Source organism: Alkalicoccobacillus murimartini, from assembly GCF_030813245.1.
Lineage (GTDB): Bacteria > Bacillota > Bacilli > Bacillales > Bacillaceae_D > Alkalicoccobacillus > Alkalicoccobacillus murimartini.
In genome coordinates this window covers 148,149-161,543 of the sequence record NZ_JAUSUA010000006.1, presented here as the reverse complement: position 1 = coordinate 161,543, position 13,395 = coordinate 148,149, and the positions used below count along the sequence as shown (strand labels likewise).

Annotated in this window: 15 protein-coding genes and 1 riboswitch; of the genes, 8 read left to right on the top strand and 7 right to left on the bottom strand. The window is 37.6% G+C overall.

Going from position 1 to position 13,395, the window contains the following annotated elements; all coding sequences use genetic code 11:
- Positions 1 to 491 precede the first annotated feature (491 nt).
- Positions 492 to 1,001: a tubby C-terminal domain-like protein gene (locus J2S05_RS17385; protein ID WP_306985042.1), complete on the top strand. Its 510-nt coding sequence runs from the start codon at positions 492 to 494 to the stop codon at positions 999 to 1,001.
- 5 nt (positions 1,002 to 1,006) lie between these two features.
- Here J2S05_RS17385 and J2S05_RS17380 read toward each other — a convergent pair whose 3' ends face one another.
- Together J2S05_RS17380 and J2S05_RS17375 are read right to left on the bottom strand one after the other, a co-directional pair.
- Complete coding sequence (locus J2S05_RS17380) at positions 1,007 to 1,555, bottom strand: cysteine hydrolase family protein (RefSeq protein WP_306985041.1); 549 nt, start codon at positions 1,553 to 1,555, stop codon at positions 1,007 to 1,009.
- A 15-nt stretch (positions 1,556 to 1,570) separates the two neighbouring features.
- The gene (locus J2S05_RS17375; RefSeq protein WP_306985039.1) at positions 1,571 to 1,771 is read right to left on the bottom strand and encodes a DUF1272 domain-containing protein; all 201 of its coding nucleotides are present in this window, start codon (positions 1,769 to 1,771) and stop codon (positions 1,571 to 1,573) included.
- 154 nt (positions 1,772 to 1,925) lie between these two features.
- Between J2S05_RS17375 and J2S05_RS17370 the strand changes: the two genes are divergently transcribed.
- Positions 1,926 to 2,348 carry an Lrp/AsnC family transcriptional regulator gene (locus J2S05_RS17370; RefSeq protein WP_306985036.1) on the top strand — a complete coding sequence of 141 codons (423 nt, stop codon included), beginning with the start codon at positions 1,926 to 1,928 and terminating at the stop codon, positions 2,346 to 2,348.
- On the opposite strand, the gene J2S05_RS17365 is transcribed toward J2S05_RS17370, so the two are convergent.
- From J2S05_RS17365 to J2S05_RS17350, 4 genes are all read right to left on the bottom strand, one after another.
- Positions 2,323 to 2,844 carry a GNAT family N-acetyltransferase gene (locus J2S05_RS17365; protein ID WP_306985034.1) on the bottom strand — a complete coding sequence of 174 codons (522 nt, stop codon included), beginning with the start codon at positions 2,842 to 2,844 and terminating at the stop codon, positions 2,323 to 2,325. The genes J2S05_RS17370 and J2S05_RS17365 overlap by 26 nt on opposite strands.
- Positions 2,845 to 2,846: 2 nt before the next feature.
- Positions 2,847 to 4,103 (bottom strand): hypothetical protein, encoded by a 1,257-nt coding sequence (locus J2S05_RS17360; protein WP_306985033.1) that lies wholly within the window; start codon positions 4,101 to 4,103, stop codon positions 2,847 to 2,849.
- 73 nt (positions 4,104 to 4,176) lie between these two features.
- Positions 4,177 to 4,911: a class I SAM-dependent methyltransferase gene (locus tag J2S05_RS17355; protein WP_306985031.1), complete on the bottom strand. Its 735-nt coding sequence runs from the start codon at positions 4,909 to 4,911 to the stop codon at positions 4,177 to 4,179.
- Between the two features lie 16 nt (positions 4,912 to 4,927).
- Positions 4,928 to 5,407 (bottom strand): GNAT family N-acetyltransferase, encoded by a 480-nt coding sequence (locus tag J2S05_RS17350; protein ID WP_306985030.1) that lies wholly within the window; start codon positions 5,405 to 5,407, stop codon positions 4,928 to 4,930.
- 69 nt (positions 5,408 to 5,476) lie between these two features.
- Here J2S05_RS17350 and J2S05_RS17345 point away from each other — a divergent pair, with 69 nt between their 5' ends.
- The 4 genes from J2S05_RS17345 to J2S05_RS17330 all read left to right on the top strand — a co-directional run bounded on the left by J2S05_RS17345 (position 5,477) and on the right by J2S05_RS17330 (position 9,363).
- Positions 5,477 to 5,803 carry a DNA-binding protein gene (locus J2S05_RS17345; RefSeq protein WP_306985028.1) on the top strand — a complete coding sequence of 109 codons (327 nt, stop codon included), beginning with the start codon at positions 5,477 to 5,479 and terminating at the stop codon, positions 5,801 to 5,803.
- Positions 5,804 to 5,929: 126 nt separating this feature from the next.
- Complete coding sequence (locus J2S05_RS17340) at positions 5,930 to 7,522, top strand: AraC family transcriptional regulator (protein ID WP_306985027.1); 1,593 nt, start codon at positions 5,930 to 5,932, stop codon at positions 7,520 to 7,522.
- 86 nt (positions 7,523 to 7,608) lie between these two features.
- Positions 7,609 to 8,574, top strand: coding sequence for an ABC transporter substrate-binding protein (locus J2S05_RS17335; protein WP_306985025.1), 966 nt, complete (start codon positions 7,609 to 7,611; stop codon positions 8,572 to 8,574).
- Between the two features lie 21 nt (positions 8,575 to 8,595).
- Positions 8,596 to 9,363 carry a (2Fe-2S)-binding protein gene (locus J2S05_RS17330; protein ID WP_306985022.1) on the top strand — a complete coding sequence of 256 codons (768 nt, stop codon included), beginning with the start codon at positions 8,596 to 8,598 and terminating at the stop codon, positions 9,361 to 9,363.
- 32 nt (positions 9,364 to 9,395) lie between these two features.
- Here the strand turns inward: J2S05_RS17330 and J2S05_RS17325 are convergent, their stop codons facing one another.
- Entirely contained in the window at positions 9,396 to 10,034 is a 639-nt protein-coding gene (locus J2S05_RS17325; RefSeq protein WP_306985020.1) for a TetR/AcrR family transcriptional regulator, read from the bottom strand.
- Positions 10,035 to 10,202: 168 nt separating this feature from the next.
- Between J2S05_RS17325 and J2S05_RS17320 the strand changes: the two genes are divergently transcribed.
- Together J2S05_RS17320 and mgtE are read left to right on the top strand one after the other, a co-directional pair.
- Positions 10,203 to 11,660, top strand: coding sequence for an MDR family MFS transporter (locus J2S05_RS17320; RefSeq protein ID WP_306985017.1), 1,458 nt, complete (start codon positions 10,203 to 10,205; stop codon positions 11,658 to 11,660).
- 66 nt (positions 11,661 to 11,726) lie between these two features.
- Positions 11,727 to 11,890: riboswitch (M-box (ykoK) riboswitch) on the top strand.
- A 137-nt stretch (positions 11,891 to 12,027) separates the two neighbouring features.
- On the top strand, positions 12,028 to 13,395 hold the full coding sequence (gene mgtE / locus J2S05_RS17315; protein WP_306985015.1) for a magnesium transporter: 1,368 nt from the start codon (positions 12,028 to 12,030) through the stop codon (positions 13,393 to 13,395).

Sequence of the window (13,395 nt, the reverse complement as noted above, 5' to 3'; positions counted from 1 at the left end):
CACCTGATGTATTTCTTCTCTTTCACGATGTATCGGGGATTTTCCTGATGTATTTTCTCCGTTTCCCGATGTATCTGAGGGCTTCCTGATGTATTTCTTCTCTTTTACGATGTATCGGAGGTCTTCACGATGTATTTTCCCCTTTTCCCGATGTATCTGAGGGCTTCCTGATGTATTTCTTCTCTTTCACGATGTATCGGGGGGCTTCCTGATGTATTTCTTCTCTTTCACGATGTATCGGGGGGCTTCCTGATGTATTTCTTCTCTTTCACGATGTATCGGGGGGCTTCCTGATGTATTTTCTCCGTTTCACGATGTATCTAGGTTCTACTCGAAGTATTTTCCTCTGTTCTCGATGTATCCGGGCTCGCCTCAATGCGCCCGCTCTTTTCCCATAGATTTCATTCCAACAAATAAAAGATGCTTGTTTTATATTTTTAAAAATAGGGGATGCAATTTATACGTTTAATTCAAATGAAGGAGCAGTTAGTATGTATAAGATCACGGTCTATTCCCCTCTTAAACCGTTACTTTTCAAACAAAAAGTAACAACAAATACAGACCTCAAAGGATATTTCAAGGCGAATCTACTTCACCAACTTAGCGGAAAAAAATCTTATAAAGCATCTATAGAAAGCTCTACATTAGAACTTCATGAACAAAAAACAGAAAAGAAAAAAAGAACGTGGCACTTATTCACTTCTAAGCAAAGTCAAAGTAAGCTACTAGGTACATTAATCATGGACTCTACTGCAAAAGATACACTAAACGAAGGTCACACATCCTTCACCTTCACTTTCGAAAATGAAGTATTTACGATAAAAAAAGAATTAATGGACTATAAAAGCAAATGCAGTTTAGTAAACTCGAGTAATCAAGTGGTTGCTTCGCACTATCCCTCTGGCCTTTCTCAAAGAAAAATAGAGCTGAATCAAAAAATGACACATCAACAAAGCTGTGCCATTCTTCTTGTACTATCTCTTATTGTATTTGTTGCATAACGTTGCTAGGACATTTCTTTCAGCCATTCATCTATCGATTTCACATCAGCAAATTCACCATGTAACGTCGCCAAAGAAATGGAATGAATGGTCTCAGCATCGTATGTGATCCCTTTATGATCCGTTAATTCAAAGGCAGCTGTCGCATCAGCTATCACCGTCGTTTTAAAGCCTAGATTTGCACTCATTCTTATCGTTGTGGAAACACAGTGCGGGGTTGTTAGACCTACTATGACTACGTCACGAATCTGTTTCTCATGTAGAATCTTTTCTAAATCAGTTCCTATAAAAGCACTGTTCACCTGTTTTTGAATGACTATTTCATCGCCTAAAGGTTGAACAATCTCTTTAAAATGAGCTGTATCATGTTCAAAGAAGAATAGAGATTTTGGGTTTGTTGAAATGTGTTGAATATGAATAATCGTTTCATTCCATTTCCGCCAATAATCTATTAGTCGTTTTATATGTTCTTCAGCGTTTTGGTTATTTCTTTTCCCCCAAGACGGATGCTCAAATGCCTTCTGAACATCAATAACAATGAGTGCTTTGCTCATATTTGTATCATCCCTTTATAATGAATTCATTGAACAGTATCCTATAGGCTTCTTTGGTCTTGGGACCAACTCTCCTCCGCAATTTGGACAATTTCTATTCATCTGATTTGCACATTGCTGACAAAAAGTACACTCGTGAATACAAATAAAGGCTAGGTCATGTTGGTTTAACTTTTGATTACACTTTTCACAACTAGTTTTTAAAATCAATGCCATTCGCTTACCTCCATAAATTATTTATTCTAGATAACATTAGTATAAATAGGTCTGTGTCTAAAATTAATATAGAAATAAATATAAAAAAGGCTAAATACCTAAGAATTCATGTTAATATCGCACTATTACATTCATATTTTAGGAGGCTGAAGCAATGGATGAAATCGACAAAACCATCCTTACCTTTTTACAAGAGGATGGACGTCTTTCAATAACAGAATTAGCAAAAAAAATTGGCCTATCCAGTCCGGCCACAAATGAACGAGTTAAAAAGTTGGAGGATAAGCAGATCATTATTGGGTATAGAGCTGTGGTCAACCCAGAAAAAATAGGAAGACCTATTACTGCTCACATTCTTTATAACACAACAAGGTGCAAGCCTTTTGTTCATTTTTGCAAAGAACAACCGGATATTGTTGAGTGTACACGTCTAGCTGGACAGTATGATTATTTGATAAAGGTTGTGACGACTTCAGTTCACTCCTTGGAAACAATCATCGATGCTTCGATGGAGTATGGGAAGCCGTCATCCCTCATCAACCTATCTACACCTATTTCTCACAAATCACTCTTCTAAAATGAACAAATGGCCATTCTTCGCCTAAAGCATTTTGGTAGGTATCCTCACTAATGCCGATCTTTTCAAAACCATTTTTCTCCAATACTTTCTGCGATGAGAGGTGATTGGTTGTCGTTTTGGCTTCAATGATTCGGATATGAGGGTGACCTTTTACCTCTTGCAACAGCAGTCTAATTGCCTGAGTAGCAACGCCTTGGCCAATAAACCTTTTGCCTACTCGATAGCCAATTGATCCAACGCCTTGTTCGTTAAGGTCAACTACATTTATTCGTCCAACTATTTCAGCGAGGTCATTTTTAATAAGATAAAAGTAAGACTTGTTTTCTTCCTGTTCGTTTAATAACGCGAGATGATTCTTCTTAAACTGATTAAGATCGTAATAATCATCTCCTCGTCCAGGAATCATTTCTTCAAAATAAGCTCGGTTTTCCTTTTCAAAGTGATAAAGCAGTTCTTCATCTTCTGCTTTTAGCATTTTTATGGATAGATTCATACTTACCCTTCTTTCAATTCAAATGATGCAATCACTTCGTTGAGGAATGTATCAAGAATTTCGTTAGGAGCATCTTCTGCAATGTTAAAGTTAACGGAAAAAGTATATCCATCTACTTCAGTTATAAACCAATACACGTCATATCCTTCAAATAATACTTTCTTTGCGGTTGTAAAAATACCTGTATCAACGGTTTCATCCTGAATTAAATCAATGACTTCATATGCAAATTTGTTATCATGACCCATGTATTCTTCTGGCTGTTGATGCTGGATTTGTTCTTCACTAAACGTTTCATCCTCTACTCTTGCAGCTCGAATTTCTAATTCCTTGGTTGGCATTTCAACATTTGTCTCATATGTGCCATAGAAGGTAAAACGATATCCTGCAAATCCACCAAAGTTACTAAACAAGAAATAATCATCCGTTATTGGCGCATCAAAGGAATATCCAATCTCCGGATAATACTCATCATGGTTTTTTGGTGGTTCATATGTATAGGTAGTTGGTTTCGTAATCTCTGTAAATTCGCTTTTAAATTGATCTTGATGATTGGTTACTGATTGAACACTTTCTAGCATTTGATCGTAGAGCTCATCTTTTCGACCTTCTGGAATCGTCATATCTGCACTGATGTAATCGTCTTGACTCCTTCCAATTAAACGGAATTCATGATATCCCTCTTCAGCGATAGACTCCACCATAAATGTAAACATTCCCAAATCTTCTTCCTCATTTGTTATGATCACAGGTTCTGAGGTAGCTGCCTCTACATATTCCTCTTTAAATTCTTCTAATCCATAATTCTCATTTTCTTCTACTTCTTCTCTAATCTTCTGTTCAATCTCTTCCTGTTCCTCTTCCGTGCGCTCATTCTCTAAATCGTAAAACTCCGTAGAGCTCATAAGTCCATTTTCAATAGCGTTAAATCTTAAAAACGAAAGAGTAGCCACTTCTTTATTAAGCTCACCTCTAGCTGAATCCAATTCGAATCTATAATTCTCTAAATCTGGTCCGTATAGAAACTCCATATTATTTTCGGTTGCGTGTTCATGGTCACTAAATACTTCAAAGTCTTGATCGACTATGACTTGAAATGGTAGAGAAGTATTCTGATGATCAATGGGTTCATATTGGTAGACTATGCCTGTTCCGTTATCGCTTTCTTCCTGTATCTCTACCTCTTGTTCCTCTACTTCTGGTTCTTCCACCTCTTCTTCATCAGAGGCTGCCGATGAGCAACCACCTAATACAACCAATAAGAGGACTCCCCATGTTAAAGTCATTTTCACTTAAACCACACATCCAATACTAAGTATATTTGTCGCAGTCTTACTTCTTAGTTGCCAAAATGATCAAAAACATCGGCCGTCGGAGTTCATCTCGCATCTCCGCTGATTGCTCGAGAGCTTCATCTGTTGGTTTCGGTTCTTTAATAGTTTGAACGGAAAATCCAGCATCAACCAATTCATTTAGATACGTTGAAATGGTTCGATGATATTTCACGACATCCGCCGTTAGAAAGCTGGTCTCTCTTATTCCTTCATCTTGATATTGATCGACGGGCCAATGTAGCTTCTCTTCTTTTTCGTTTACATACCAGTCTTGCTCAGAGCGTGACGTAAAGATTGGATGCTCAACAGAAAATAAGAACGATCCGCCTGGACTTAATTGATGATATACATGTTTAACAACGTCACGGTAGTCTTTCACATAGTGAAGAGCTAATGAACTTATAACAAAATCAAACGATTGCTCCGGAAAATCAATGTCCTCTATGGCTCTATTTATATAAGAGACCGTATCAAAAGCATTGACTTCCTCAGCTTTTTCTAGCATTTTTTTTGATATATCGACGCCGATAACAGAATCCGCCCCATTAGTGGCTGCGTATTCGCAGTGCCAGCCATATCCGCAGCCCAAATCTAATACGCGTTTTTTATTCAAATTGGGGATTAGTTTCTTTAAAACATGCCATTCTCCCGCTGCTTTCAGTCCATGAGTAGACCGAGGCATCTTTTCATATGCATCAAAAAAACCTTGGTCATCATACTTATTTTGCTTCATGCAGTTCACTCCTTCTTTAAGAAAAACATTTAACTAACTCAATTTCGTCATGCAACGGAATTTCATAATTACCTACTAATGGAATTTCAGGTTTTAGCTTCCTTGCATCCGTTACAGCATCTTTTATAATCCGAGAAAGGCGATACTCTCGCTTTTGATAAAAACTCAACGCCTTTATATTATCATTTGTTGTGACTAATTTAATCAAAGTACACCCTTTCATCTGAGACATTTCCTCTACAGCTGAAAGAAGCCCTGTCCCTATCCCTTTTCCCTCCTTTAAGCTATCTAAAGAGATAATTTCGCACTCTTCCTGCCTGAGAACATATGTAATTAGACCAACAATATCTCCTGAAGAATCTCTACTAACAAACCCTTTTAATTCACTGCAGTTATAAATCCCACTTGAAAGAACCATTTGATTAGTTCCCCAGTTACTCTCAAAAAATTGACTAACTTGCTCTCTTATTTGATTACTTATTTTAATGATATCCATCTATCCATTCTAACTTAATATGGGTATATATGGTATAATGAAAGAAAAATAGGATAGGAGAACGACTTCATGTTTGAGCTAGATACTTTTTGGATTGCAGTTGGAATGATTGGAACAGCTTATTTTATTGGAGATGGGTTAAAGAACTTTAAAAATCCAAACTCTAAATCATTTAGCAGTAGCTTTAGTCTCAACGAAGATGACGATGATATATGGGGAACCCCAAAATTAATAAATGAGAGTAAAGTTCACGAATACATAGGGATTTCAAAAGAAGATGCAAAGTCACTTGTGAAAGATTACCCTTCTGTTCCTCATATTAGAGTAAATGGACACGTATATTTTCCTGTAAAGAAGCTTAAAGCTTGGGCTCAGGATATCTCTAATGAACAATGATTGATTTCGCCTTCTCCGTTATGGAGAAGGCCTTTGCTTTGTCTACTCTTAACCTGTGGGCTAGAGCTTTTCCCGCTTTTAAGATACACTACATGTACATTTACTTCTAGCGAAGGAGAAACAACAATGAGTCCTTCCCCTACTTCACGAAAGAAAAACAATCTCTATGTATCTACTATCCGGATGAATCAGTACAGGACAAAACCAAATGAACAACTTAAGAATCGAACCCTTAAGAGCTATTCCCTATGTAAAGTAACTAAAGGTAAAGGCATCCTTTCGATAAATGGTACTGTCTTTCATTGCGAGAAGGACGATCTGTTTCTTCTTACACCAAATATGGAGGTTAAAGGAGAATCTAATTCCTTCCTTCCTATTGAGTACTCCGTTGTCTTATTTACTTGTATAGAAATATCAAAAAAAGAAGGTCAGTGGCTAACTCACTCGCATCTGTTTCCTCAAACAGGTAAGCTAATTCTTCACTCTCAAGACCATGTTCGACCATTACTAAGTAACCTATTTAATCATTCTACTTATGATAAAGAGGTGATTAAACAATCATTAGTTCTTTTCTTACAGAAAGTGAGACAGGGAGAAGACAATCATAAAAACGTAGTTCCTTTAGAAGAAACGATAGATTATATGAGCAACCATTTCATGGACAATTTAAAAATCTCGACATTAGCAAGCTCATCTGGGCTCAGTTTAAACCATTTTACTAAGCGGTTTAAACAAATCATGAATACTACCCCATCAGAGTATTTAATAGAGAAACGAATCCATCGAGCTAAAGAGCTTTTATTTTCCACACAAAAAACAAAACAAATTGCTTATCAGTTAGGCTTCCAAGACGAACATTACTTTAGTCGAGTTTTTAAGAAACGTGAGGGGATAGCTCCTACATTTTTCATTAAAAATAAGTGCCAACGAATAGCTAGTATGTATTACGGTCTTGATGACCATCTCTTAACTCTCGGCCTAGAGTCTGTTTCGTCTTTGTCTTATAGCAGCAGAGTAAGGGGTACACTTATCCCACATCATCAGTTTGGTCTGCCTATTGATAGTATGGAACCTAATTATGAGGAATTGCAGCGCATGCAACCCGATTACATTTTAACAAGCGACCGCTACCAGCCTTCCTTTGAACTGACTCATATTGCACCTGTAGCTGTGGTCCATCATACGAATCAATTTCAAGATGTGCTTCATCATCTAGCTGATATTTTTGGCAGGGAACATCAAGCTAATCAATGGGAAATGGTTTTTCAGGAACGAAAAGAAGCACTCAAGAATTTGTTAAAAAAATCGCTTGGAGAACAATCTGTTTGTTTTATTAGAGTTGGTCCTAAAGGGTATCGCGTGTACGGGAAATCCAGTCAAGTTGGTCATCTGCTATATCATGATCTAGGCCTTACTTCATCCTTACCTGATAAACAAGATACCATCGACTTACTTATAGACGAGCTCTATTCTTTTGTAGCTGATTATGTTTTTATCATGGTTGATCCAAATGTAGAATCTAACCAAAAGATGCTTGAATTGATGCAAACTGAGACTTGGAATGAGCTTGAAGCGGTTCAAAAAAAGCGCATTTTTGAAGCACACGACTTGCTTTTTCAGCCTTTAGGTCCAAAAGGATACTTACATTCAATGGAGTTTGTAGCTGAAAAATTGATGGGATCTGAAAGGAAAAAGAATTTGTCCATTAAAATCAAATGAATAAATCCATTGTTAAAATAGCTGGTCTGCTTCATTATAATTGATAATGAGAATTGTTATCATCATCATGAGGGGGATCATTCACTATGTTCACAAATAATAAGATACTATGTCTTACATCACTCACACTCGTCACACTGCTTACTGCCTGTGGTAGTTCCAATACTGATGAAAATGCCGAGGCCGCACCACCTGAAAAAGAAACTCGGGTCATTTCCCATTTGAAAGGTGAATCAGAAGTTCCTGTCGAGATTGATAAAATTGTTGTTCTTTCAGCTGCTTATATTGATCATCTATTAACCATTGAAGAACTACCATACGGAGTAAATATTGAAGCACGTTACGGTGGAGATTATCCTACTTATCTAGAAGATCAATTAGAGGGAGTTCATCTAGTTGGCTCTGCTGACGAGCCTAATTTAGAAGCCATTACAGAGTTAAATCCTGATGCCATTCTTGTCGAGAGTAGAACACCTGATGATACATATGATTTGTTAGAGCAAATAGCTCCTACGATTGTTCTCGGTACTGAATGGCTTGAGTATGAAGAAGATCCTGATTTTTGGACGAATGATTTATTAAAAATTGCTGAACTGTACGATAAAGTTGAGTTAGCCGAAGAAAAAATTGAAGAATTACATGTAAAAACAGCAGATGCAAAACAGATTGTTGAGAGTCTAGACAACCGCAAGCTTGCTTATCTGAGGATTAGAGAAGATATGATCCAAATTTATGCAGAGGGTGGACATCCAATGAATACGTTACTATATGAAGACTTGGGCTTCTTACCTACGGATCTAACACCCAAAGAGCAAAGAGAAGACATTTCTCTAGAAGCCATTCCAGGTATTAATGCTGATTATATTATGCTTGAAGTGGACCCAAGTGCTTCTAATACTATTGAAGAGATGAACGAAAGCGAGTTGTGGAAACAGATTCCTGCGGTTCATAATAACCAGACGTATGAAACTGATTCTTTCTGGTTATTCAAAGGTTGGGGAGCCATTGGACGAGGTCAAATCATTGATGAAATCATTGAGGTTATAGAATGATTTTAGAGGATTCATTAAGCAATGAATAAACTTTCAAGTAATCTAGAATTATTTTTAGAACAACAATACTGTGTGTCTCTCAGTCGTAATCAAGTGAGTTCGTATCCGTTTGTTTTCTCAGATCTTTTAAATGAATCAAAACAGGATCAAATCTTAACCAATCATGCTACTGAGTTGGATCATCCACCTCTCGCTATTGTAGGTTCGTTATTTGCTAAGCGTTTTTCTGTTTACTGCATGGCTGCTTTAAGCTCAGTTAGCTTATTTGATAAACAACTACCTGTTTCACCTGACAAGATTCATTTCAGTATTATACAGCAGGCACAAATGGTTTATCAAATTGATCGTCATGACATCGTTAGTGTTGATTATTCAACCTCTTCCAACAGAAAAAAGTCGGTCAATCGTTATATTAATCAGCTCTATGAGTTACTAACAACAATCATTAAATCGGTCTCGTCCTATACAGGCATACACCCGAATACGATGTGGTCTCTAATCTCTCACAATTTGCATAATCTCTATTTACGGTTAAAAGAAAGATGTGTAGATACTGTTTTTGATAAGAGGTTACCTTATATCTTAGAAGATAGAGCACTACTTAACGAGCAAAATCCAGATAATTTTACGTACTATTGTCATCCAGAACAAACTGAACAGTATTTTTACTTACGAAAACACTGTTGCTTAGCTTTCAAGCTAAACAGCAATCACGGTTACTGTTTGACCTGTCCAAGAATAAGTAATTCTGTAAGAGACGCAACCATTACCAAAAAAACTCAGAGATAAAAAAATGACCAACCCTTTTCTAAAAGAGTTGGTCATTTTTCATTAGCTGAATTAAGCTGCTTTTCTAGCATTGGTAGCATTAAGTTGTCCACAATTCCTTCGATATAAGGACGATCAAACGGTTTTTGAACGATAAACATCCGATAGATCATTAAGGCCGGTCCAACATCTGCGAATAGTTCCAATTCACTTGAGCTCAATGGACGATCTCGTCTCAAAAAAGGCTGCATAGTCGCTGATAGTGCTGATCGAAGCTTTTGATAGAAATCATTATGTAGACCACGTTCTAACTCCTTGTTATGAGGAAGAGCTGAGCCAATTGCTGTCATAACTTGATGGTATACCTCATGCTCTTGGTGGAAACAAAAGCATAATAAGTTTATAAACTGGTCTCTCAAGTTTTGGTTAAGATTAATTTTATCTCTCATTGATTCAAATGGGCTGATGGAAGACACTGCTTCAATAACTAGTTCTTCCTTAGATGACCACCGCCGATAGATCGTTGCTTTTCCTACTTTTGCGTTATGGGCAATTGCATCAATTGTAAGAGCATCATAGCCAACTTGGGCAAGGAGTTCTAGGGTGGTGTCTATAATGACTTCATTGCGTGATAAATCCATCGGTCTCCCACGTTTTATTTCTTCATCCTGATTCTGAGCAGAATCACACATGCTTGCCCTCCTCCCCTTCTTACCAAGAACTGATTTAATCTATTCCATCATACCAGTTTTTATCATTCCAAACAAAATACGAAACGATTGCGTTTCATTAATGGCGGTGGTACTATACTTTAAGGAACGATAGCGTTTCGTAAATGTATATGTGTAGGGGGAAACAATATGGATGTAAGTCAACCAGAACAAATGAATGTAAAAAAAGACATGCCTGAGATCAAAGTTGTGCCACTTTTGGCCGTTTTGCTTTCTGGTGCATTTGTTGCTATTTTAAATGAAACAATCTTGAATGTTGCTTTAAATGCAATAATGAGTGATTTTAATGTTGCTTCTAGTACGGTTCAATGGCTAGTGACAGGGTACATGCTAATCATCGGAACACTCATTCCAATCTCTGCTTATTTTATGCAGCGATTTACGACACGCCAGCTATTCATTACGGCGATGTCATTATTTACACTAGGTACTCTTATTGCCGGACTTAGTCCTACCTTCTCTATATTATTAGTAGGTCGATTAACCCAAGCTGTTGCAACAGCGATTATGATTCCTCTTTTGACTAACGTCATCTTATCCGTTATTCCGATAGAGCGTCGAGGTGCGGCTATGGGAATGGTTGGTCTAGTTATTATGTTTGCACCTGCAATAGGACCAACTGTTTCAGGACTTATTGTTGAGAATCTATCATGGCGCTGGTTATTTTATGTTGTCATTCCAATCTCTATTTTCTCTTTACTATTTGGAATTAAAATTTTAAAAAATGTAACCGAAGTGTCTAAACCAAAACTAGATATCCTCTCTTTTATCCTTTCCACACTTGGATTTGGAGGAATTGTTTATGGATTTAGTGCAGCTGGTAAAGGAGATGCTAGCTTTACCGATCCAGTTGTTTTCACTTGTTTAATCGTTGGATTTGTTTCACTTGGATTATTTAGCTGGAGACAGCTCAAAATGGATAAACCAATGTTGGATATACGCGTATTTAAGTATCCGATGTTCTTAGTTGGGTTACTCCTCATTATGCTTGTTATGATGACGATGTTTGCCATGATGCTTGTCTTGCCAATGTATATGCAAGGAGCTTTAGCCTTCACTGCCATCGCAACAGGACTAGTGATGTTACCTGGAGGATTAATTAATGGAGCGATGTCTCCAATTATGGGGCGAATCTTTGATAAAGTTGGTCCACGTCCGATCATCATTCCAGGAACCATTCTTTTAGCGGTGACTGTGTTTACCTATCGCTTCTCAACGCCAGGAGTTCCAATGTGGGTCATTATTATTCAGCATGCACTTCTCATGATTTCTGTTGCGATGATTATGATGCCTTCACAAACAAACGGCTTGAATCAGTTACCAACAAAATTGTATCCACATGGAACAGCAATAGCTAGTACACTTATGCAGGTTTCAGGAGCAATTGGGGCTGCTTTGTTTATTGCAATTATGGAAAATGGACAGCAAAACTACTTAGATGGAATTAGCTCTCCTACAGCAGAGCAAACAAGAGAAGCTCTAACAGTAGGTTCACAACAAAGTTTCTCCACTGGATTTTACTTCGCTTGTGCGGCCGTAATCTTAGCTCTTTTGGTTCGTCGCAGTAAACAAGAGAAGCTAAAGTAATTTCGTAAATTCTGTTTAAGCTGTTGACAGATTAGGTGATAGAACCTATCATTTTACACGTAACAGAATAATGATCGTTAGGTGAGGCTCCTGTGTTGGAGATATGCTGCTGCCCAGAAACGTCCAAAGACGCCAACGGGTCAACAGGAACCATCGAAATAAGGTGGTTTTTAATGTAGCTGGAATGTCCTATGCCACACAGTGCTAAAGCTCTACGAATGAAGTTTTAATTACGTTGATTGGTTGTTTTTGTTTTTTGATGATTTTTCAAACGTTCTTTTCTGAGGGTATCTTCATTCGTTGAAGATACCCTTTTTCTGTTTAGTACCCCTCCCTCAGTTAGTGATGAAAGTAGGAGGAAAAGCGAATGAATCTCTTCAGTCCACAAAAAGTTAAAAACCAACCTAAAAAGATAATTGATTTGTTGAATCATGATGAACAAACGTTTCGAGATACCTTTTTGCGTCTGCATCCTACAGATCAATTAGACACGTTTTATACACTTACCTCCCACCAACGCAAGAGCGTATATTCCATTCTTTCAGCGGAAGAATTTGCTGATCTATTTGAATATATGCATGAAACAGATCGAATAACGTTTGTAACAGAAGAGGATTTAACCTATGTTTTAGACGTCTTACAACATATGCAGACGGATGATGTTGCTGATGTTCTTAGAGACTTAGATAAAACGTGGCAATCTAGCATTTTATCGAAAATGGACCCTCTCACTAAAGAAGTCATATCTAAATTATTGACCTATCCCAAAGATTCAGCTGGTTCTTTAATGACTACTGAGTTTATCGCGATTCAAAGCAGCTTTTCTGTAGAAGATGTGATGCAGCTATTAAAAGAGAAAAGTCCAGATGCAGAAACCATTTACTATTTATATGTGATGAATGAACAAGAAAAATTGGTAGGTGTTCTTTCATTACGAGAGCTGATTATATCTGATAACCATGTCCTAGTAGATGAAATTATGAGCCATACGATCGCTTCCATTGATGTATTAGAAGATCAAGAAGTGGTTGCATCAGCTATAAAAAAATACAACTTGTTAGCTATTCCGGTTACAAATGAGGACGCTCAATTAGTAGGTATTATCACGGTTGATGATGTAATGGATGTAATAGAAGAAGAGACCACGGAGGATATTGGGGAGTTAGCAGCGGTTAGAGGAGCAACCGATTTAAATCTGTCTCCTGTTGCTGCTGCACGCAAAAGAGCCCCATGGTTAATTCTATTAATGCTGTTAGGACTACTAACGGGTGGGGTCATTAATCACTTTGAGCAAACACTGGAGTCAGTCGTCATCTTAGCGATGTTTATTCCGATGATTATGGGATCAGCGGGTAACATCGGAACACAATCCTTAGCTGTTGTGGTAAGAGGATTAGCAACAGGATCCATTGATCGAGGCAGTGTGTTCCAACTTATGAGGAAGCAGTTAGGCACTGGAGTGATTACTGGTCTAATCTGTGGACTCGTTATTGCACTCATCATCACGACTCTTCCTTTTATTAATGGGTCTTGGTTGCTTGGATTCATTGTCGGAACATCTATTTGTTTATCACTATCTGTTACATGTGTAGTGGGAGCTGTTATGCCGCTTATCATTAACAAGTGCAAACTTGATCCCGCATTAGCTTCGGGACCATTTGTAACAGCTATAGGTGATATTCTAAGCTTGTTTATTTATTTCTACATCGCAACATCTCTTTTAGAGTATTTGTAG

Coding starts and splice junctions, on each gene's coding strand:
- J2S05_RS17355 (WP_306985031.1), bottom strand. CDS start 4,911: ATGAAGCAAAATAAGTATGATGACCAAGGTTTTTTTGATGCATATGAA.
- J2S05_RS17370 (WP_306985036.1), top strand. CDS start 1,926: ATGGATGAAATCGACAAAACCATCCTTACCTTTTTACAAGAGGATGGA.
- J2S05_RS17330 (WP_306985022.1), top strand. CDS start 8,596: ATGAATAAACTTTCAAGTAATCTAGAATTATTTTTAGAACAACAATAC.
- J2S05_RS17340 (WP_306985027.1), top strand. CDS start 5,930: ATGAGTCCTTCCCCTACTTCACGAAAGAAAAACAATCTCTATGTATCT.
- J2S05_RS17365 (WP_306985034.1), bottom strand. CDS start 2,844: ATGAATCTATCCATAAAAATGCTAAAAGCAGAAGATGAAGAACTGCTT.
- J2S05_RS17385 (WP_306985042.1), top strand. CDS start 492: ATGTATAAGATCACGGTCTATTCCCCTCTTAAACCGTTACTTTTCAAA.
- mgtE (WP_306985015.1), top strand. CDS start 12,028: ATGAATCTCTTCAGTCCACAAAAAGTTAAAAACCAACCTAAAAAGATA.
- J2S05_RS17325 (WP_306985020.1), bottom strand. CDS start 10,034: ATGTGTGATTCTGCTCAGAATCAGGATGAAGAAATAAAACGTGGGAGA.
- J2S05_RS17375 (WP_306985039.1), bottom strand. CDS start 1,771: ATGGCATTGATTTTAAAAACTAGTTGTGAAAAGTGTAATCAAAAGTTA.
- J2S05_RS17350 (WP_306985030.1), bottom strand. CDS start 5,407: ATGGATATCATTAAAATAAGTAATCAAATAAGAGAGCAAGTTAGTCAA.
- J2S05_RS17345 (WP_306985028.1), top strand. CDS start 5,477: ATGTTTGAGCTAGATACTTTTTGGATTGCAGTTGGAATGATTGGAACA.
- J2S05_RS17320 (WP_306985017.1), top strand. CDS start 10,203: ATGGATGTAAGTCAACCAGAACAAATGAATGTAAAAAAAGACATGCCT.
- J2S05_RS17335 (WP_306985025.1), top strand. CDS start 7,609: ATGTTCACAAATAATAAGATACTATGTCTTACATCACTCACACTCGTC.
- J2S05_RS17380 (WP_306985041.1), bottom strand. CDS start 1,555: ATGAGCAAAGCACTCATTGTTATTGATGTTCAGAAGGCATTTGAGCAT.